Source organism: Micromonospora sediminimaris (genome assembly GCF_016863575.1).
GTDB lineage: Bacteria > Actinomycetota > Actinomycetes > Mycobacteriales > Micromonosporaceae > Micromonospora > Micromonospora sediminimaris.
In genome coordinates, this window is sequence record NZ_BOPD01000025.1 from 79,030 (window position 1) to 99,241 (window position 20,212).

Sequence of the window (20,212 nt, forward strand, 5' to 3'; positions counted from 1 at the left end):
CGCGTGCTGCGATTCTTGCATGGGAGCGCTTCCATGGCAATGGTTCGATATTTTCGAAACCCTACCGGGCAAATGCCGCAACACCACTACAACGCGAGCGGCGGGCCCTGGCAAGCCCTGCCACACCCATCCCACCAGGCGCCGGACAGGCCGGCACGTCCGGGGCAGGCAGACCGACAAAGCTCGACAGACCGAACGAATGCCAGAACACGAATTTTTCCCTGCATAAGTCATGAAACGGTCTAACGTCGGTTCTGGCTCGGTTGTTGCCGGCCGCAGGACAACAGGGATGGAGTGACACAGGTCATGGCTAAGAAGATGCTGGGGAAGGTCGTTGCGGGTGCTGCCCTCGGCAGCGCCTCCCTGCTGGTGTTCGCGCCAGGGGCCGCGTACGCCGACGGCCAACCGCAGACGGAAGAAGGCAAGGTCTTCGCCAAGCCGCACGCCGTCAAGGCGGGCGAAGAGGTCAAGCTCGTGCAGATCTGCCCCGAGGAGCAGGAGCACCCCTTCGTCTGGTCCAAGGTCACCGGGAAGGTGAAGCTCGAACCGGCCCGGGACGGCGACTCGCGCGGCGACCACAAGGATTGGCGCGAGGAGAACGGCGCTGCTGAAGGCGGCATGGACAGCGAGGGCTGGTCCGGCCACGAGCGTTCGCAGCCCGCCGAGGGCGAGTCCGGCGGCGGTTGGGGCGGCGGCGCCGACGTCCGCGACGACTGGAAGGGCGAGGAGCACGGCCAGGACGCTGAGGGCGGTCGCGACTCCAAGGACCACGACAAGAAGGACTGGAAGGGCCAGGACGAGGCGGGCTACTCGGCCAACGAGGAGTCCACCGGCGACTGGTCCGGTCGGCACGAGAGCGGCTCGGACTCCGCCGAGCGTGACTGGTCCGGCGAAGGCGACTGGTCGGGTGAGTCGCACAAGGGCGACTGGTCGAGCGAGTCGGGCGGGAGCGACTGGTCGGGCGAGTCGGGCGAGAGTGACTGGTCGGGCGAGCGCGAAGACCGCTCCGGCGAGGCTGACTGGTCCGGCAAGCGCGACTGGGCGGCAGACGCGGCCGACGCGCGGGGCAAGGACAGCTGGGAGCACAAGAAGGACTTCGTCTACTACGGCGAGGCCCACGTCGCCCGGGACGCCAAGCCCGGCACGTACAAGTTGGAGGGCTCCTGTGGCACGGGCGAGTTGGTCGTCCTGCCGCACGGTGGGGTCGACGGTGGCGACGGTGGCATCGCCACCGGCGCCGACCGTGGCCTGGCCACCGCCGGGGCGAGCCTGGTCGGCGCGGCCGCCCTCGGTGGCCTCGTGCTGATGCGCCGTCGTCGGGCCGATGAGTTCGCGGCCTGACGCGACGACGGGACGGGCCGGCGGCCGTCACGGGGGACCGTGGCGTGCCGTCGGCGCCGCCGTCGTCGTCGTGCTCGCCATGATGGGCTCCGGGCTCATCGGCGCGTCGCTGAAGACCACCGACTCGCCGCGCCCGCCGCAGCCCGTCGCGGGGACGAGCGATCCGTCCCCGAACGGTCCACTCGCCGAAGCCGACCTCGACGGCGCGCAGCAGGTACCGACGGGGTTGTCCCGCGCCACCCCCACCACCATCAACATTCCCCGCATCGGAGTCCGCGCCGGCATCATGGCGCTCGGCACCAACCCCGACGGCACCGTCCAGGTGCCCCCGCTCGACCAGGCGCTGCTCGCCGGTTGGTACGAGCCCGGCCCGAGCCCGGGCGAGCCGGGCAACTCCGTCATCGTCGGACACGTCGACTCGGCCGCGATCGGTCCCGCCGTCTTCTTCTCCCTCGGTGCCCTGCAACCCGGCGACACCGTGAGCGTCGAACGGGCCGATGGCCGGACGGCCACCTTCCGGGTGGACTCGGTGGCGTCGTACCCGAAGGACGCCTTCCCCACCGAGCAGGTGTACGGCCCCAGCGACCGGCCGGGCCTGCGGGTGATCACTTGCGGCGGCCAGTTCGACGAGGCGACCGGCGACTATCCCGACAACGTGATCGTCTTCGCCTCGCTGATCCCCTGACCCACCACCCCAGACCCCACCGCCCCGGGTGGTCAGGTGGCGGCGGAGGTGCGGACCAGGGTACGGATCTGGCGCAGCAGTACCGACAGTGCGGCGAGGTCCGCCCGGGACTCGTCGAACTCGCCCATCGCCCGTTCGGCGCGGTGGATCGAGGTGGCGTTCGACTGCTCCCACTGCTGTACCCGCTCCTGCGGCGACAGGTCACCCGGCGTGGAGTCCAGCACCTCCGCGGTGAGCGCGGCGAGTGCGGCGTACAGGTCGTACCGCAGCGCCATCCGCGCGAGCGTCTGCCACCGGTCCTCGCGCGGCAGCAGCGAGATCTTGGACAGCAGCGAGTCCACCCGGAACCGGTCGGAGAGCACGAAGTAGACCGAGGCGACCTCGCCGACGTCCCGCCCGGTGCCGGTGGCGGTCTCCACCACGTCCAGCAGACCGAAGCTGTACATCAGCCGGGTACTGCGCTCGGCCAGCTCACGCGGCACCCCACGCTCGGTCATCGAGTCGATGTGCGCCGCGATCGACTCGCGTTCGCTGCCGTAGAAGAGCGTCTCCATCTGGGGCAGCAGCCGGGTGATCCCGTCCCGCAGTCGCGCGATCTCCGCCGGCACGTCGATCGGCGAGCGGCGGTTGGTCACCAGCCACCGCACCGCCCGGTCGAGCAGCCGCCGGGTGTCGAGGTAGACGTTGGTCTGCAATTCCGGATCGATCCGATTGTCCAGGGCCTCGACCGCGTCCCACAGCTCACGCAATCCGAAGACCTCGCGGACCACCACGTACGCCCGGATCACGTCCGCCGCCGTCGCGGCGGTCTCCTCGACCACCCGGAAGACGAACGAGATCCCGCCCCGGTTGATCGCCTCGTTGACCAGCACCGTGGTCACGATGTCGCGGCGCAGCCGGTGCCGGTTCATCCGGTCGGCGAACCGTTCCCGCATCGGCGTCGGGAAGTAGTTGACCAGCACCTCACCGGTCCACTCCTCGTCGGGCAGCCCGTCGGTGAGGATCTCCTTCTCCAGGGCGATCTTCACGTACGCCAGCAGCACGGCGAACTCCGGCGCGGTCAACCCGGACTCGGTGCGTACCGCCAACTCCTCGTCCGGCGGCAGCGCCTCCAGCGACCGTTCCAGGACGCCGGCACGCTCCAGCTCCGTGATCATCCGTCGGTGCACCGGAAGCAGCGAGGTCGCCTGGGCCTGGGAGTTGTTGATCGCCCGGGCCTGGTCGTAGTTGTCCCGCAGGACAAGCTCCGCCACCTCGTCGGTCATCCGGGCGAGCAACTCGTCCCGCTCGGGGACACTCAGCTCACCGTCGGCGACCGCGGTGTTCAGCAGGATCTTGATGTTCACCTCGTGGTCGGAGCAGTCCACCCCGGCCGCGTTGTCGATGAAGTCGGTGTACATCCGGCCGCCTGCCTGGGCGTACTCGATCCGGCCGTGCTGGGTGAAGCCCAGGTTGCCGCCCTCGCCCACCACCCGGCAGCGCAGGTTGCGCCCATCCACCCGAATCGCGTCGTTGGACTTGTCGCCCACCTGAGCGTTGGTCTCACTGGACGCCTTGACGTAGGTGCCGATGCCGCCGTTCCAGAACAGATCGACCGGCGCGGTGAGGATGGCCTTCATCAACTCCTGCGGGCTGAGCTGGTCGACGTCGTCGTCGAGCCCGAGCACGGCACGGACCTGTGGTGACACCGGCACCGACTTCGCCGTACGCGGGTAGATCCCACCACCGGCCGAGATCAGCTCGGCGTTGTAGTCCTCCCAGGTGGACCGGGGCAGGTCGAACAGCCGCTTCCGTTCGGCGTACGAGGTGGCCGCGTCCGGATCCGGGTCCAGGAAGATGTGCCGGTGGTCGAACGCGGCCACCAGCCGGATGTGCTCCGACAGCAGCATGCCGTTGCCGAAGACGTCACCGGACATGTCGCCCACCCCGGCCACGGTGAAGTCCTGACTCTGGGTGTCATGCCCCATCTCGCGGAAGTGCCGCTTGACCGACTCCCACGCGCCCCGGGCGGTGATGCCCATCTTCTTGTGGTCGTACCCGGCCGAGCCGCCGGAGGCGAAGGCGTCGCCCATCCAGAAGTTGTGTGCCGTCGAGATCTCGTTGGCGGTGTCGGAGAAGGTGGCGGTGCCCTTGTCCGCCGCCACCACCATGTACGGGTCGTCGCCGTCGTGCCGGACCACGTCGTCGGGCGGCACGATCTCACCGGCCACGATGTTGTCGGTGACGTCCAGCAGCGCCGAAACGAACTCCTTGTAGCAGGTCACCGCCTCATCACGGTCACCCGGCTTCTGCTTGAGCACGAAACCGCCCTTGGCACCGACCGGCACGATGACGGCGTTCTTCACCATCTGCGCCTTGACCAGACCGAGCACCTCGGTACGGAAGTCCTCCCGCCGGTCGGACCAGCGCAGGCCGCCCCGGGCCACCGGCCCGAACCGCAGGTGCACACCCTCGAACCGGGGCGAGTACACGAAGATCTCGAACTTCGGTCGGGGCGCGGGCAACTCGGGGATCGCCTGCGGATCGAGCTTGAACGCCACGTACGGCTTGGGTCGCCCGCCCACCGGCCGCTGATAGAAGCTGGTGCGCAGGGTGGCCTGGATCAGGTTCAGGTACGACCGCAGGATCCGGTCCTGGTCGAGGCTGGCCACGTCGTCCAGCGCGGCGCGGATCTCGGCCACCAGTTCGGCGCCCCGCCGCTGACGCTGCTCGGCGTCGACCGGCCCCGGCTCGAACCGCGCCTCGAACAGCTGCACCAGCAACGTGGCCAGGCGCGGGTACGCGATGAAGGTGGACTCCATGTAGTCCTGCGAGAACACCGTGCCGGTCTGTCGCAGGTACTTCGCGTACGCCCGCAGCACCACCACCTGACGCCAGGTCAGCCCGGCGAGCAGCACCAGCTCGTTGAAGCGGTCCACCTCGGCTTCGCCCCGCCAGGCCGCCGCGAAGGCGTTCTCCACGTGCGGGCGCACCTCGGCCAGTTCCTGGTGCCCCTCCGGCAGTCGTAGCCCGAAGTCGTACAGCCAGATCCGACCGTCGACCCGCTCCACCTCGTACGGGTGCTCGTCGACCACCTTCACGCCGAGCGAGTGCAGCACCGGCAACACCGCCGAGAGCATCATCGGCTCGCCGTAGCGGTACACCTTGAACCGCACGTCCATCGACTCGTCGACGTCCGGACCCCGGCCGACGGCACGCGGCGCAAGCTGCTTGCGGAACAGGTGCATCTCCAGCTGGCCGGGCTCCTCCAGCAGCTCCAGCTTGGCCAGGTCCTTCATCGCCTCGTACGGCGTGTGCCCGTCCTTGTAGCCCTCCGGGAACGCGTCGGCGTACCGACCGAACAGGTGCTTGGCCTGCTCGTCACCGAGCTTGCGTTCCAGCACCAGCCGGTAGTCGTCGTCCCACAACCGGGTGGCGTCGGCCAACTCCTCGGCCAGCAGGTCGGCGTCGATGTCGCCGGGCGGGCTCGTCGGGTCGGTACGGACGATGAAGTGCACCCGGGCCAGCATCGACTCGGTCACCCGGGTGGTGTAGTCCACCCCGACACCGTTCAGCTCACGCAGCAGGATGTCCTGCATACGCAGCCGGTTCTGGGTGGTGAACCGGTCCCGGGGCAGGTAGATCAGACAGGAGATGAACCGCCCGTACGCGTCCCGGCGCAGGAACACCCGCAGCTGCCGGCGACCGGCCATCCGCAGCACCCCGATGACCGCGTGGTACAGGTCGTCGGTCTTGATCTGGAACAGCTCGTCGCGCGGGTACGTCTCCAGGATCTGCATCAGATCCTTGCCGGAGTGGCTGCGCAGGCTCAGCCCGGAGCGGTCCAGCACCTCGGCTACCTTGCGGCGGACCACCGGCAGCTCCTGGACGCTGGTCCGGTACGCGGCGGTGGAGAACAGGCCCAGGAAGCGCCGCTCGCCCACCACCTCGCCGTCCTCGTCGAAGATCTTGAAGCCGATGTAGTCGAGGTACGCCGAGCGGTGCACGGTGGCCCGCGAGTTCGCCTTCGTGATGATCAGCAGGCGCTTCTCGGTGACCTTCTCGTGCGCCTCGGGCGTCATCGAGGACAGCGCCCGCGCGTCCGGCGAGTCCTGACGCAGGATGCCCAGTCCGGTGCCGAGCACCGCTTCCAGCGCCGGCCCGCCCTCGGCCGAATTCGGCACCAGCCGGTACTCCCGGTACCCGAGGAAGGTGAAGTGATCGTGCGCGAGCCAACGCAGCAGCTCGACCGAGTCGGTGATGTCCTTCTCCGGCACCGGTGGCCGGTTGTCACTGGTGCGCGCGGCGGCCAGTTCATCGGCGAGGGCGAGGGCGCGCTGACGCATCTTCGGCCAGTCCTCGACGGCCTCCCGCACGTCGGTCAGCACCCGTTGCAGTTCCCGGCGTAGCTTGTCCCGCTCCTCCGGGTCGCGGACCGGGTCGATCTCGATCCGCATCCAGCTCTCGACCAGGTCGCCGGAGATCGCGTCGTCCGGCTCCACGTCGGCGGCGACCTCGACCAGCCGGCCCAACGGCTCCCGGCGGACCACTACCAGCGGGTGCACCAGCAGGTGGACGTCCAGATGGTGGGTGTTGAGCAGGGCGGTCACCGAGTCGACCAGGAACGGCATGTCGTCGGTGACGATCTCGATGACGCTGTGGTGCTGCTCCGCGTCGGGCGAGTGGATCCGCAGCTTCAACTCACCCGGTACCCGCTGCCGGGCCAGTTCCCGGTGCGCGCGGGCGGCGTCGAGCATCTCCTCGGCGGTGAACCCGATCAGCTCCTCGTCCGGCGCGAACCGCCAGAACCTGCCCACCAGGGTCGCCGCGTCATGATCGTCACCGGCCAGCGACACCGCCTGGGCCACCAGTCGCTCGGCGTTGGGCACCGGCTCGTCGAACTCGGCGTCCTCCGCGTCGTCGGTCAGCGCCTCCGGCGGTAGTCCCAGGTCGTAGAGGGTGTCGATGCTCGAACCGGTCATCCCGGTCACACCTGTGTCTAGCCGACCGAAACCGTCCCCGTCGGTCGCCGTGTCGAAACTGTCGTCCCGGCTGGTGTCAACCTGCCGGAGGTCGGGTTCCGGTTTGATCGCCGGACGCCGGTCCATCGGTGCCACTCCCCTCGACCCACAACGCTGTGGGTCACTCTGCCGCCAAGCCTAGGCCGACCGATCGGTTCTTCCGTCGGCGGACCACCGGCCGGACGTCCGGATCTCCGACGCCGTCCTTTCACCCGTTGCGGTACGAGGTTCGACCGGGTTCGGAGTACCCCGCCTGATGTTGTTCATCACACCGTCACGAGACCGTCTTTTCCCCTGACCAGACCCATCCGGGACAGTGGCCGTCGCGCCGGCGTACTAGCGTGCGGAGCAGCCGACCAGAAGGAAGCACGAGATGTACGTTCCGCGCCGACAACGCCGCAGCCGGTCGCCACTGACCGTCGTCGTCGCCTGCCTGGTCGTAGCGGCCGGTCTGGTCGCCTGCTCGGGCGAGGACGGCCCGCAGCGCACCGTCGACGCATTCCTCGACGGCTGGCGCAAGGGCGACCTGAACGCGGTCGGTTTCGTCGACCCGACCGGCGCGAAGGTTCCCGCAGCCAACGTCGTCCGGGAGATCCGGGAGCTCTCCGGCGAGCTTGTCGATGCTCCGCTCACGCTGACCCGCCAGGGCGATCCAGAGGTGGTCCGGGACACCGCCACCGCCACCATCCGCGCCGAGTGGACGTTACCGGGCGGGACGCTCTGGGCGTACGACCGTCCGCTGCGACTCAGCCAGGGCAGCGACGACCAGTGGCAGGTGATCTGGGAGCCGCAGATCGTTCAGGAACAGCTCACTCGGGGTGACCGGTTGGGGCTGCGGCGGGACCGTGCGCCGCGGGCGACCGTGCTGGACGGTGCCGGCGAGCCGATCGTGGCACCGCGCGACGTGGTCCGGGTGGGGTTGCGGCCCAGCGAGGTGACCGACGTCAAGGCCATGGTCCGCGAACTGGACACCGCGTTCCGCGCCATCCGGCCGGCGATCACCCCGCCGGTCGACCTGTCGGACCTCCCCAAACGGCTGAAGGAGGCCAAACCGGACGCGTTCGTCGAGGTGGTCACCCTTCGGGACGAGGCGTACCGGCAGATCAAGTCGCGCATCTACCCCCTGCCGGGGACGAAGTTCCCGACCGACAAGCTGGACCTCGCACCGACCCGCGAGTTCGCCCGGGCGGTGCTCGGCAGCGTCGATCCGGCGTACGCCGAGGACCTCGCCAACCACCCCGACCGCTACTCCGCCGGCGACCTCGTCGGTCACGGAGGATTGCAGGGCCGCTGGGACGAACGGCTACGCGGCGTACCGGGGCTGGCCGTCGTGATCAACCGTCCCGGGCCGGACGGGACCGTGGAACCGACCGGCACCGAGGTGTTCCGCCGTGAGCCCCAGCCCGGCCAGCCGGTTCGTACCACGCTCGACGTGACCACCCAGAACGCCGCCGACCGGGCGCTGCGCGGCGAACGCCGGCGCTCCGCCCTGGTGGCCGTACGGGTCGCCGACGGTGCCGTCCTCGCCGCCGCCAACGGCCCCGGTGCCGCCGGGGAGAACCTGGCCTTCACCGCGCAGGTGCCACCCGGCTCCACCTTCAAGATGGTAAGCGCGTTCGGGCTGATCGAACGCGGCGCGGTGACTCCGGACACCACCGTCGCCTGCCCGAAGAGATTCGTCGTGGACGGACGTTCCTTCAAGAACTCCGATGACTTCGCCCTCGGCGAGGTGCCGTTCCGCACCGACTTCGCCAAGTCGTGCAACACCGCCTTCACCGCGCTCGCCCCCCAGTTGGGCGCGGACGGTCTGGCCGCCGCCGGACGCACTCTGGGCCTGGAAGGCGAGTGGGGTGACCTGGGCCTCGACGCGTTCACCGGCAAGGTCTCCGCCGGTGGCGGTGCCACCGAACAGGCCGCCGCAGCGATCGGTCAGGGTACGACAGTGGTCAGCCCGCTGGCCATGGCGGCGGCGACCGCAGCCGTGGCCAGGGGCCAGTTCGTCCCGCCGAAGCTGTTGCTGGATCCGGCGCCGGCCCAGGTAGCCGAATCGGGGCCGCAGTTGAAGCCCGAGGCGGTCATGGCAGTCCAGGAGATGATGCGCGAGGTGGTGACCAGCGGCTCCGGCACGGCCCTGCGGGATGTGCCGGGCAAGCCGGTGCACGGCAAGACCGGCACCGCCGAGTACGACGACAACCCGGAGAACACCCACGCCTGGTTCGTCGGCTGGCAGGGCGATGTGGCGTTCGCCGTCTTCGTCGAGAAGGGTGGCTCGGGCAGCGGCACCGCGGTACCGATCGCCGAACGCTTCCTCCGCGCCCTACCCGACTGACCCCCTCAGCCCTCCACCGCCGCTGATCCCCCGCAACGCTCTCCGGTAAGCAACTTCGGGGTTGTTGCTGGGTCAGCGGGCCTCCAGGCAGCAACAACTCTGAAGTTGTCCGGAACGGCGGCGGGATGAGACGGCGGCGCTCTGTCAGGCGGCCGGCCCGCCGGTGGCGGTCGCCGGACGAGTGACTCCCGTCGAGAAAGCGGTGCCGCCCAGGTCACCACCGGCTACACCACCATCGGCCAGGCCATGATCAGCCAGGCCACCATCGACCGGGTCACCGCCGCCCGCGCTGCCGCCACCCACACCGCCACTGCCGTCGCCCGCGCCACCGCCGTCCGTGCCGCCACCGCCACTCCGGCGACCGTCGCTGTGGCGATGGTCGTCGGTCTGACCGCGGTCGACCGGCGCCGGTGCGTCCGGTGGGCCGGGTTGATCGAGGCCCCGGCGCGGGCCGGGGGTGGGACGGAGCCTCTCCTCGGGACGCAGCCGAGGTGGCGCCGAGCCGGGGGCAGTCACCGGGCGCAGGCCGGATACCACGGTGTTGACGATCTCCGTGGCGTACGCGCCGTCCGGGTCGTAGTCGGGGTCGAAGACGGTCAGCTCGACGCCGAGGCAGTGCGGGGTGTCGACCAGACCGGCGAGCAGAATCTCCAGCTCGGCGAAGGCGATCCCGCCAGGATCGGGCGCATCGACCGCCGGCATCACGGCGGGGTCGAGCACGTCCACGTCGACGTGCACCCAGTAGCCGGCGCAGTCGGCCAGTTGCTCGTGCGCCCACTGGGCGGTACGCGCCGCGCCCTCGGCGCGTAGCGCCGGCACCGGTCGGGTGATGATCCCGGCGGCCTGCAGGTCGAGCCGGTACTCGTCCTGGGCCCGGATGCCGAGCACCACCACATCGACGTCCCGAAAGTAGGGTCGCCGGCCCTCGATCGCCGCCAGGTCGGCCTGGCCCCGACCGGTCACCAGGGCGAGATCCTCACCGGCCGCCGCTCCCACGTACGAGGCGTTGCCGGGGTGTCGGAAGTCGGAATGGCCGTCGACGAAGACCAGGCCGATCCGGCCGCCGACCGCCTCACCCAGCCGGTGCATGGCCAGCGCCGAGCCGAGCAGAATCGAGCAGTCACCACCGAGGACCACCGGGAACTCTCCCCGGTCGATGATCGCGCCGATCCGGTCGGCCAGCGCCGCAGAGTAGTCGGCGATCTCCCGCGCGTGGCAGACGCCGTCCCCGGGTCGCCAGTCACCGGCGTCGTAACGGGGCGGGGTCAGGCAGCCCGCGTCACGGGCGCGCAACCGGGGCAGCAGTCCCTGGTCCCGTAGCGCGCCCGGCGCCTTCCCGCAGCCGGGAACGGAGGTGGGCGTCGGCGGGCGCAGACCGAGGTTGCTCGGCGCGTCGAGGACGGCGATCCGGCGCATCATGGGCCGCCTTCGTTCGCGACTGCGGGGCTCGCAAGCTCACTCCTCGCGCTCACTGAGCCCCCTTCCGTTCGCGACTGCGGGGCTCGCAAGCTCACTCCTCGCGCTCACCTAAGCTCCCGTCCTCGTGGTGTGGGGGCGGGCCGGCGACACGCCGGCCCGCGCTGGCGTGGCAGATACTCAGAACAGGGCGCTGGCCAGGGCCCGGCGGGCCGAGGCGACTGCGGGATCCTCTGGCCCGGCGATGGTGAACAGGCCGATCAGGTGCTGACGGACCTTCTCCCGATCGTCGCCGGCGGTACGGCGCACCAGCCTGACCAGGCGCTGGTACGCCTGATCGGCCAGGCCGCTCAGCACCTCGATGTCGGCGGCGAGCAGTTGGGCGTCGACGTCGTCGGGGTCGGCCGCCGCGGCGGTGAGCGCCGCCTGCGGGTCGGCCCCGGCCACCCGCCGGGCGAGTCCCACCTGAGCCAGCCCGGCCTCGGCCGCGGCGTCCGCCGGGGTTTCCGCGAGGATCTTGCGGTACGCCTGCTCGGCGGCGTCCAGGTCGCCACTCATCAGCGCGTCGTCCGCCTCGTCGAGCCGTGGGTCCTCCGGCTCGGCCACGCTCACCCCGCCGGCCTTGAGCACGGCCTGGAGCCACTGGCGAAGCTGCGCCTCGGGCACCACGCCGGAGAAGGCGTCCACGGGTTGCCCGCCGACCACCGCGTACACCATCGGGATGCCCTGGACCCGGAACATCTGCGCGAGCCTCGGGTTGGCGTCCACGTCGACCTTGGCGAGCACCCAGGCACCGCCGCTCTCGACCGCCAGCCGTTCCAGCACCGGAGAGAGTTGCTTGCAGGGCTGGCACCACTCGGCCCAGAAGTCGACCACGACGGGTGTGGTCAACGAGCGCTCCAGGACCTCCGACTGGAAGGTCGCCTCGGTCACGTCGACGACTGTGACTCCGCCGACGGCACCGCCGGGCGCCCCGGCGGGCGGGCCGGCCTGAACCGGAGCCGGTGTGGAACTGGGGGCAGGGGTGCGCAGCGCGCTGAGGTCGACCGCGCCGCGGGTAAAGATCGACGAGGTGATCCGTGGGTCGCTCATGGTTATCTAGTCTCGCACGCAGTTCGCCGAACTCGGATCAGCCTCGGCCCGCGCAGTTGCCACTGTCACCCCTGCCCAGCCGCCCTGATGGGGCGAAGGTCAGAACCGTGCGGGCTCGCGGTAAACGCCCCATTCGGCGCGCAGCGCGTCGCAGATCTCGCCGAGGGTCGCCTCCGCCCGGACGGCGTCGAGCATCGCCGGGATCATGTTCTCCCCGGTACGGCTCACCGCCACCATCGCCTCGACCGCGGCACGTACCCGGGAGTCGTCCCGACCGTGCTTGCGTTCGGCCAGCATCCGGCGCTGCTCCAACTCCACCTCGTGCGAGATGCGGAGAATCTCCAGCTCCTTGGCGACCGTTCCGGTGTGGCAGTTGACGCCGACGATCTTCTTGTCGCCCTTCTCCAACGCCTGCTGGTACGCGAACGCGGCCTCGGCGATCTGTCCGGTGAACCAGCCGTCCTCGATGCCCCGCAGGATGCCGGAGGTCATCGGCCCGATCTGGTGCGGGCCGTCGCCACCGAGCGCGCGGATCCGGGCGAAGATCTCCTCCGCCTCGGCCTCGATCCGGTCGGTGAGCGCCTCGACGTACCAGGAGCCGCCCAGCGGGTCGGCCACGTTCGTCACCCCGATCTCCTCCATCAGCACCTGCTGCGTACGCAGGGCGATCTCGGCGGACTCGTCGGTGGGCAGGGCGAGGGTCTCGTCCAGGGCGTTGGTGTGCAGCGAGTTGGTGCCACCGAGCACGGCGGCGAGCGCCTCGACGGCCGTGCGTACCACGTTGTTGACCGGCTGTTGCGCGGTCAGCGACACGCCGGCGGTCTGCGTGTGGAACCGCAGCCAGAGCGCCTTCTCACTGGTGGCGCCGTAGACGTCGCGCAGCCAGCGGGCCCAGATCCGGCGGGCGGCCCGGAACTTGGCGATCTCCTCGAAGAAGTCGACGTGCGAGTCGAAGAAGAAGCTCAGCCCGGGGGCGAAGACGTTGACGTCAAGCCCGCGTGACAGTCCCAGTTCGACGTAACCGAAGCCGTCGGCCAGGGTGTACGCCAGCTCCTGCGCGGCGGTCGAGCCGGCCTCGCGGATGTGGTAGCCGGAGACCGACAGCGGCTTGTACCGCGGGATCTCAGCCGCGCAGTACTCCATCAGGTCGCCGATCAGGCGCAGGTGCGGCTCCGGGTCGAACAGCCACTCCTTCTGCGCGATGTACTCCTTGAAGATGTCGGTCTGCAGCGTCCCGTCCAGACTCGACAGGTCGGCGCCCTGGCGCTCGGCGGCGACCAGGTACATGCAGAACACCGGCACTGCCGGGCCGGAGATGGTCATGCTCGTGGTGACCCCGGCCAGGTCGATGCCGTCGAAGAGCGCCTCCATGTCGGCGGCGCTGTCCACCGCCACCCCGCAGTGGCCCACCTCGCCGAGCGACTGCGGGTCGTCGGAGTCGCGCCCCATCAGGGTGGGCATGTCGAAGGCGACCGAAAGCCCGCCGCCACCGGCGCCCAGGATCATCTTGTAGCGCTCGTTTGTCTGCCGGGCGTTGCCGAACCCGGCGAACTGGCGGATGGTCCAGGTCCGCCCCCGGTAGCCGGTCGGGTAGAGGCCCCGAGTGTAGGGGAACTCCCCGGGCCAGCCGATCCGCTCGAACCCCGGGTACGCGGCACCCTCCGGTGGACCGTAGACCGGGTCGACGGGCATCCCGGAGAGCGTGGTGAAGTCGGCGTCCCGCTTGCGCGCGGAGTCGTAGCGGGCCTGCCAGCGGGCCCGCCCGGCTGCGATGTCGTCGGCGTTCATCCCCGGGCTCCTCCTCGAGTCCTCGACTGCAACCGAGTGTAGAGCCCTTACCTGAACGATCGATAAGGCAGTTCGTACCGACCGGTAACCTGAGCTGCCCGAACTCAGGCGGCGGGGCCGTCGATGGCCACGTCGTCCACCCGGATGTTGATCTCGTCGACCCGCAGTCCGTACGCCTCGACCGCCCGGGTCACCTCGACCCGCACCGCAGTGGTCACCTCAGGCACCGGATGCCCGGCGTCGGTCACGATTACCAGGTTGATCACGGCACCGCCGTTGGTGACGTGCGCGGAGCAGCCCCGACGCGCGTCGCCGACCTGGTCGAGCCCCACCCGGTCCAGCACCGCGTTGAAGAACCGGGCGACATCGCCACCCAGCTCGACCACGCCGGGCACGGCCTTCGCCGCGGCCACCGCGATCTTTTCCACCACCTCGTCCGAGATGTGGGTACGCCCGCCCGCCACCGCGTCCGGCGTCATCGCCAACTCCTGCGTCATCTCGTGGTCCATGCGTCCCCCAGCGGCCGTCGCAGTACCCGCGCACCCGCGCGGCGGTGCGAGCCTAACCGTCTCCGGCGGTCCGTAGTGGACGCGGTTACCCGGCCAGCTGAGCGAGCAACGCCTCGGCTGCCGCGTACGGATCGGTGGCACCGGCCGCCACCTCGGCGGCGAGCGCCGGCAGCTGCGTACCGTCGCGCAGCGAGCCGATCCGGGCGCGGAGCACGCCGAGCGCGATCGCCTCGACCTCGGCGGCGGCCCGCGCCTCACGCCGACGTCGCAACTCGTCGTGCTCGACCAGCCAGGCGCGGTGCTTGTCGATGGCGACGGCGACGTCGTCGATGCCCTCACCACGGGCGGCGACCGCGCGAACCACCTGCGGACGCCACTGGCCCGGACCGCGCTCGCCGAGGGCGATCATGCCCTGGATGTCCCGGACGGTGGCGTCGGCACCGTCCCGGTCGGCCTTGTTCACCACGAAGACGTCGGCGATCTCCAGGATGCCGGCCTTCACCGCCTGGATCGCGTCGCCCATGCCCGGCGCGAGCAGCACCAGCGTGGTGTCGGCGAGCGAGGCGACCTCGACCTCCGCCTGCCCGACCCCGACGGTCTCCACCAGCACCACGTCACAGCCGGCGCCCTCCAGCACCCGCACCGCCTGCGGGGTGGCCGCCGACAGCCCGCCGAGGTGCCCCCGGCTGGACATCGAGCGGATGTAGACGCCCGGGTCGGTGGCATGGTCCTGCATCCGCACCCGGTCACCGAGGATCGCGCCGCCGGTGAACGGGCTGGACGGATCGATGGCCAGCACCCCGACCCGGTGCCCGTGCGCCCGCAGCGCCCGGACCAGTTCGTTCGTGGTGGTGGACTTGCCCACCCCCGGCGAGCCGGTCAGGCCGACCACCTGGGCCCGTCCGGTGTACGGGGCGAGCGCCGCGGCGATGGCCGGCACGGTCTCGTCGCCCGACTCGACCAGGGTGATCAGTCGGGCCACCGCGCGGGGGTCACCGTCGCGGGCCCGTTCGACAAGCATCGGAACGTCCCGGCTGCGGCGTACCGAACCGGTGGCCGCCGCCGGGACGCGGGTGTTGGACTCGCTCACAGATCGGTTTCGGTGGGGTCGGGAACATGGATGATCAGTGCGTCGCCCTGTCCGCCACCCCCGCAGAGCGCTGCCGCGCCGGTGCCGCCGCCGCGCCGCTTGAGTTCCAGCGCGAGGGTGAGCACCAGCCGGGCGCCGGACATGCCGATCGGGTGGCCGAGCGCGATCGCGCCGCCGTTGACGTTGACCTTGTCGGGGCTGATCCCGAGGTCACGGGTCGACTGGATACCGACCTGCGCGAACGCCTCGTTGATCTCGATCAGGTCGAGGTCGGAGACGGCCAGACCGCCCTTGCGCAGGGCGTGCTGGATGGCGTTCGAGGGCTGCGAGTGCAGGGAGTTGTCCGGGCCTGCCACGTTGCCGTGCGCCCCCACCTCGGCCAGCCAGGCCAGGCCCAGCTCCTTGGCCTTCGCCTTGCTCATCACCACCACGGCGGCGGCGCCGTCGGAGATCGGCGAGGAACTGCCGGCGGTGATGGTGCCGTCGGAGGTGAACGCCGGGCGGAGCTTGGCCAGGGAATCGGCGGTGGTGTCCGGCCGGATGCCCTCGTCCTCGCTGATCACCAGCGGGTCACCCTTGCGCTGCGGGATGACCACCGGGGTGATCTCCTCGGCGAAGTGGCCGTTCTTCTGGGCGGCGGCGGCGCGCTGGTGGCTGCTGGCCGCGAACTCGTCCTGTTCCCGGCGGGTGATGCTCCGGGTGCTGCCGTGCCGCTCGGTGGACTCCCCCATCGAGCAGCAGTCCCACGCGTCGGTCAGCCCGTCGAGCGCCATGTGGTCCTTGATCACCACATCGCCGTACTTGTAGCCGGCGCGCTGGCCGAGCAGCAGGTGCGGGGCGTTGGTCATCGACTCCATGCCGCCGGCCACCACGATGTCGAACTCACCGGCCCGGATCAGCTGGTCGGCCAGGGCGATCGCGTCGAGCCCGGAGAGGCAGACCTTGTTGATCGTCAGGGCCGGTACGGACATCGGGATGCCGGCCTCGACGGCCGCCTGCCGGGCGGGAATCTGCCCGGTGCCGGCCTGGAGCACCTGGCCCATGATCACGTATTGCACCTGGTCAGGTGCGATTCCCGCCCGTTCGAGCGCAGCAGAGATCGCGATGCCGCCGAGTTTCGTCGCCGGTAGGTCCTTGAGGTTGCCCAGCAGGCGCCCCATCGGGGTCCGCGCGCCGCTGACGATCACCGAAGCCATACCTGCCTCCGAGGGGGTGCCGACCTGTACGCCTTAACGATTGTTCGGCCAGACTAACGTCATGCCTGAGAACTCCCCCGTCGAGCCCGCTGCCGACTATGTCACAGACATCGGGCTGCGCCGCATCGACCATGTCGGGATCGCGGTGCCCGACCTCGACGCCGCCATCGACTTCTACCAGCGCACCTTCGGGATGCGCTGTGTGCACACGGAGACCAACACCGAGCAGGGTGTCCGGGAGGCGATGCTGGCGGTCGGGCCGAGCACCGAGGGCGGTTGCGTCCAGCTACTCGCGCCGCTGACCCCGGAGTCGACGATCGCGAAGTTCCTGGACCGCAACGGCCCGGGCGTTCAGCAGGTGGCGTACACGGTGACTGACATCGACGCGGCCTGCGCGGCGCTGCGCGAGCGTGGCGTACGGCTGCTCTACGAGAACCCGAAGCGTGGCACCGCCGACTCGCGGATCAATTTCGTGCACCCGAAGGACGCCGGCGGCGTGCTGATCGAGCTGGTCCAACCGGCCGCGGCGCACTGATCCGAAGGGCCGCGCACGACCCGTCGCGAGCACGGAGGTGTGCGCTTGCCGGAGCGGGCATGCACCTCCGCGCAGCGGCCGATGCACTTTTTCACAGGAGGCTTCCGGCCCTAGCTACCGTTCAGTAACCTCCGGCCTCACAGGTAGCCCGAAGGCGCGGGATGTGGCGGCGGCCGACATGGTGATCGCCGCCGACCAGCGTCGACGATGGCAGCCCCAGGCCCGCCGCCCAGCGGCGAGAACCGGAGGTCACCGTGCAGGACATCCTCGAAGCCATCATGGCGGCGGACGGGTCGGTCGACCCGGCGCGCGAGTTGGGCGGTGTCGCCGGACTGCCGGTACCGGAGAGCTACCGGGGCGTGGTGGTCCGGGCCGAAGAGACCCGGATGTTCGACGGCATGGCCACCCGGGACAAGGACCCGCGCAAGGCGCTGCACCTCCAGGAGGTGCCCACACCCGAACTCGGCCCGGGCGAGGCACTGGTCGCGGTGATGGCCAGCGCCATCAACTACAACACCGTCTGGACCAGCATCTTCGAGCCACTGTCCACCTTCAGGTTCCTCCAGCGCTACGGCCGCACCTCCGAGTTGGCCCGCCGGCACGACCTGCCGTACCACGTGGTCGGTTCGGACGCGGCGGGCGTGGTGCTACGGGTCGGTGCCGGGGTGAGTCGCTGGCGCCCGGGCGACGAGGTGGTGGCCCACTGCCTGTCGGTCGAGTTGGAGGACGCGGCCGGTCACGACGACACGATGCTCGATCCGCAGCAGCGGATCTGGGGGTTCGAGACCAACTTCGGTGGCCTGGCCGAGCTGGCCGTGGTCAAGGCCAACCAGCTGATGCCCAAGCCGGCGCACCTGAGCTGGGAGGAGGCGGCCAGCCCCGGGCTGGTCAACTCGACCGCGTACCGACAACTGGTGTCGCACCACGGGGCGAACATGAAGCAGGGCGACGTGGTGCTGATCTGGGGCGCCTCGGGCGGCCTGGGCGGCTACGCCACCCAGATGGCGCTCAACGGCGGTGCGATCCCGGTCTGCGTGGTCTCCTCTCCGGAGAAGGCGGAGCTGTGCCGGCGGATGGGTGCCGAGCTGGTCATCGACCGCTCCGCCGAGGGCTTCCGGTTCTGGTCCGACGAGCAGACCCAGGATCCGGACGAGTGGCGTCGCTTCGGCGAGCGGATCCGGGAACTCACCGGCGGGGAGGACCCGGACATCGTCTTCGAGCACCCCGGCCGGGAGACCTTCGGTGCCAGCGTCTACGTCGCCAAGCGCGGCGGCACCATCGTCACCTGCGCCTCCACAAGCGGCTTCCTGCACCAGTACGACAACCGCTACCTCTGGATGCACCTCAAGCGCATCGTGGGCAGCCACTTCGCCAACTACCGCGAGGCGTGGGAGGCCAACCGGCTGGTGGCGCTGGGGAAGATCCACCCCACCGTGTCCAGGACGTACGCGCTGGAGCAGACCGGCCAGGCCGCGTACGAGGTGCACCGCAACGCCCACCAGGGCAAGGTCGGCGTCCGCTGTCTGGCCCCAGAGGACGGACTCGGCGTACGCGACCCCGAGCTGCGCGCCCGCCACGCCGAGGCCATCAACCGGTTCCGTGGGCGCTGACCTGAAGGCCGAGGCGTCGATGGCCATTCGGTGATCGCCGATTGGCTTTCCACACGGGTGCCCCGACGCCCATTCGTGCGAGCGGGCGACGTCGGAAACAAAGGGCCGTGCGCCACCGCGCCACGGCCCTTTTCCACGTCACGCTCCGTGCCATCCAGCTCGCCCCGGAGCTGGCAAGATCGCATGTCGCGCCGGTGGTCGGCCACCGCGCGGAGTTGACCATGTAATGCGGGCGGCAAAGGGCGGCACGCTCTTGCGAAGCACCCCAGGGAGTCTGCCAGTATGTCCCAATGCCCCAGCAGCAGTCCTCCCCTCTCGCGTTCTTCGATAACGCGAACTCGCAGCCAGATTTCACGGTTGGCCTGCGCGGATACAACACCGGTCAGGTCGACGACTTCATCGGCCGGCTCAACGCCGCACTGAGCCAGGCCAACAAGGACCGCGCCGACGCCGAGCAGGCGCTCAACGACGCGCAGCGCCGGCTCCGGCAGTCCGAGCAGCGGCTGACTGCCCTTGAGCAGAAGCTCACCGACACCAGCAAGCAGCTGGAGGAGAACAGCCGGCCCACGCTGTCCGGCCTCGGCACCCGGGTCGAGCAGATCCTCCGGCTCGCCGAGGAGCAGGCCAACGACCACCGCAACGAGGCCAAGCGCGAGTCGGAGGGGATCCTCTCCGCCGCCCGCCTCGAAGCGCGCGAGATCACCGACAAGGCACGCGCCGAGGCCGCGGCCATGAAGGCCACCGCCGAGCGGGAGGCGGGCAACGTCCGCACCGCCGCGGAGCGCGAGGCCGCCGAGGTGCGCGTCCAGGCCCGCCGCGAGGCCGACACGCTGCGCGCCGACGCGGATCGGGAGACCAAGCAGCTGCGTACGGTGACCGCCCACGAGGTCGCCGAGCTGAAGTCCACAGTGGAACGCGAGGTGGCCACCCTCCGGGCCACCGCCGAGCGCGAGATCACCCAGCAGCGGGCCAAGGCCGCCCGCGAGGCCGAGGAGAAGCGCGCCGAGGCGACCAAGCTGCTCACTGACGCCCGCGACAAGCGCGACAAGGACCTCCAGGCCCTGGAGCTGCAGCTAGCAGAACGGCGGGAGAAGGCCGAGCGCGAGGAGTCGGAGCGGCACGCCGCCCAGGTCGCGCAGACCCAGAAGCTGGTCAACGAGGCCGAGCAGCGGGCCCGCGCCGCGCAGGACCGGGCCAAGGAGATCGAGCAGCGGGCCGAGGCCCGCCGGGTCGAGTCGGAGCGCACCGCCACCGAGACGGTGGAGAAGGCCAAGGCGCTGTCCGAGCGGACGCTGAACGAGGCGCGCGCCGAGTCGCAGCGCCTGCTCAACGAGGCGCGCACCGAGGCCGAGCTGACCACCCAGGCGGCGCGCCGCGAGGTCGAGGACCTCACCCGGCAGAAGGACGCCGTCACCTCGCAGCTTGGGCAGATGCTCTCCGGCCTGGCCGGCATCGTTCCGGGCGTGCCGAACAAGGCCGCCGCTGCCGAGGGCGACAAGCCGGCGGCCAAGAAGGCGGACGGGGCGGACGACAAGGTGGCCGCGGAAACCACCAGCTGATCACACCCGGGGCATGATCCACGGCGCGGGGTGACATCGGGCGACCGGTGACACCCCGCGCC

General features: G+C 70.4%; 12 protein-coding genes and 1 pseudogene. 6 read left to right on the forward strand and 7 right to left on the reverse strand.

Translation table 11 applies throughout. The features are described from left to right. Nucleotides 1–306: 306 nt before the first annotated feature. Both Vse01_RS20360 and Vse01_RS20365 read left to right on the forward strand, forming a co-directional pair. The gene (locus Vse01_RS20360; RefSeq protein WP_093410673.1) at nt 307–1,341 is read left to right on the forward strand and encodes a hypothetical protein; all 1,035 of its coding nucleotides are present in this window, start codon (nt 307–309) and stop codon (nt 1,339–1,341) included. Further along, nucleotides 1,325–2,026 (forward strand): class F sortase, encoded by a 702-nt coding sequence (locus Vse01_RS20365; protein WP_093410577.1) that lies wholly within the window; start codon nt 1,325–1,327, stop codon nt 2,024–2,026. Before Vse01_RS20360 ends, Vse01_RS20365 begins: the two co-directional genes overlap by 17 nt. 32 nt (nt 2,027–2,058) lie before the next feature. Here Vse01_RS20365 and Vse01_RS20370 read toward each other — a convergent pair whose 3' ends face one another. Continuing rightward, nucleotides 2,059–7,113, reverse strand: a complete 5,055-nt coding sequence (locus tag Vse01_RS20370; protein ID WP_093410580.1) for an NAD-glutamate dehydrogenase — start codon at nt 7,111–7,113, stop codon at nt 2,059–2,061. A 286-nt stretch (nt 7,114–7,399) separates the two neighbouring features. On the opposite strand from Vse01_RS20370, the gene Vse01_RS20375 reads away from it, so the two are divergent. After that, on the forward strand, nt 7,400–9,355 hold the full coding sequence (locus tag Vse01_RS20375) for a penicillin-binding transpeptidase domain-containing protein (protein WP_093410584.1): 1,956 nt from the start codon (nt 7,400–7,402) through the stop codon (nt 9,353–9,355). A gap of 443 nt (nt 9,356–9,798) precedes the next feature. Here Vse01_RS20375 and Vse01_RS20380 read toward each other — a convergent pair. From Vse01_RS20380 to Vse01_RS20405, 6 genes and pseudogenes are all read right to left on the reverse strand, one after another. Further along, a pseudogene (locus Vse01_RS20380) lies at nt 9,799–10,774 on the reverse strand (arginase family protein); the annotation flags it as partial. Between the two features lie 177 nt (nt 10,775–10,951). Further along, a complete protein-coding gene (locus tag Vse01_RS20385; RefSeq protein ID WP_093410588.1) occupies nt 10,952–11,863 on the reverse strand; it encodes a tetratricopeptide repeat protein in 912 nt (303 codons plus the stop codon). A gap of 99 nt (nt 11,864–11,962) precedes the next feature. Beyond that, complete coding sequence (gene icmA, locus Vse01_RS20390; RefSeq protein ID WP_093410591.1) at nt 11,963–13,651, reverse strand: coenzyme B12-dependent isobutyryl-CoA mutase large subunit; 1,689 nt, start codon at nt 13,649–13,651, stop codon at nt 11,963–11,965. A 104-nt stretch (nt 13,652–13,755) separates the two neighbouring features. After that, nucleotides 13,756–14,148, reverse strand: coding sequence for an Asp23/Gls24 family envelope stress response protein (locus tag Vse01_RS20395; protein WP_373870690.1), 393 nt, complete (start codon nt 14,146–14,148; stop codon nt 13,756–13,758). Nucleotides 14,149–14,245: 97 nt separating this feature from the next. Next, entirely contained in the window at nt 14,246–15,181 is a 936-nt protein-coding gene (meaB, locus tag Vse01_RS20400; protein ID WP_373870693.1) for a methylmalonyl Co-A mutase-associated GTPase MeaB, read from the reverse strand. A 65-nt stretch (nt 15,182–15,246) separates the two neighbouring features. Next, on the reverse strand, nt 15,247–16,446 hold the full coding sequence (locus tag Vse01_RS20405) for an acetyl-CoA C-acetyltransferase (protein ID WP_093410597.1): 1,200 nt from the start codon (nt 16,444–16,446) through the stop codon (nt 15,247–15,249). Between the two features lie 61 nt (nt 16,447–16,507). Between Vse01_RS20405 and mce the strand changes: the two genes are divergently transcribed. The 3 genes from mce to Vse01_RS20420 all read left to right on the forward strand — a co-directional run bounded on the left by mce (nt 16,508) and on the right by Vse01_RS20420 (nt 20,150). Beyond that, nucleotides 16,508–16,981 carry a methylmalonyl-CoA epimerase gene (gene mce, locus Vse01_RS20410; protein ID WP_093410599.1) on the forward strand — a complete coding sequence of 158 codons (474 nt, stop codon included), beginning with the start codon at nt 16,508–16,510 and terminating at the stop codon, nt 16,979–16,981. A 254-nt stretch (nt 16,982–17,235) separates the two neighbouring features. After that, nucleotides 17,236–18,591: a crotonyl-CoA carboxylase/reductase gene (gene ccrA / locus Vse01_RS20415; RefSeq protein WP_093410601.1), complete on the forward strand. Its 1,356-nt coding sequence runs from the start codon at nt 17,236–17,238 to the stop codon at nt 18,589–18,591. A gap of 290 nt (nt 18,592–18,881) precedes the next feature. Then, nucleotides 18,882–20,150, forward strand: coding sequence for a DivIVA domain-containing protein (locus Vse01_RS20420; RefSeq protein ID WP_093410605.1), 1,269 nt, complete (start codon nt 18,882–18,884; stop codon nt 20,148–20,150). Nucleotides 20,151–20,212 lie beyond the last annotated feature (62 nt).

Excerpts from the sequence above, each read along its gene's own strand:
- Vse01_RS20360 (WP_093410673.1), top strand. The coding sequence starts at position 307 with ATGGCTAAGAAGATGCTGGGGAAGGTCGTTGCGGGTGCTGCCCTCGGC.
- Vse01_RS20365 (WP_093410577.1), top strand. The coding sequence starts at position 1,325 with ATGAGTTCGCGGCCTGACGCGACGACGGGACGGGCCGGCGGCCGTCAC.
- Vse01_RS20370 (WP_093410580.1), bottom strand. The coding sequence starts at position 7,113 with ATGGACCGGCGTCCGGCGATCAAACCGGAACCCGACCTCCGGCAGGTT.
- Vse01_RS20375 (WP_093410584.1), top strand. The coding sequence starts at position 7,400 with ATGTACGTTCCGCGCCGACAACGCCGCAGCCGGTCGCCACTGACCGTC.
- Vse01_RS20385 (WP_093410588.1), bottom strand. The coding sequence starts at position 11,863 with ATGAGCGACCCACGGATCACCTCGTCGATCTTTACCCGCGGCGCGGTC.
- icmA (WP_093410591.1), bottom strand. The coding sequence starts at position 13,651 with ATGAACGCCGACGACATCGCAGCCGGGCGGGCCCGCTGGCAGGCCCGC.
- Vse01_RS20395 (WP_373870690.1), bottom strand. The coding sequence starts at position 14,148 with ATGACGCAGGAGTTGGCGATGACGCCGGACGCGGTGGCGGGCGGGCGT.
- meaB (WP_373870693.1), bottom strand. The coding sequence starts at position 15,181 with ATGCTTGTCGAACGGGCCCGCGACGGTGACCCCCGCGCGGTGGCCCGA.
- Vse01_RS20405 (WP_093410597.1), bottom strand. The coding sequence starts at position 16,446 with ATGGCTTCGGTGATCGTCAGCGGCGCGCGGACCCCGATGGGGCGCCTG.
- mce (WP_093410599.1), top strand. The coding sequence starts at position 16,508 with ATGCCTGAGAACTCCCCCGTCGAGCCCGCTGCCGACTATGTCACAGAC.
- Vse01_RS20420 (WP_093410605.1), top strand. The coding sequence starts at position 18,882 with ATGCCCCAGCAGCAGTCCTCCCCTCTCGCGTTCTTCGATAACGCGAAC.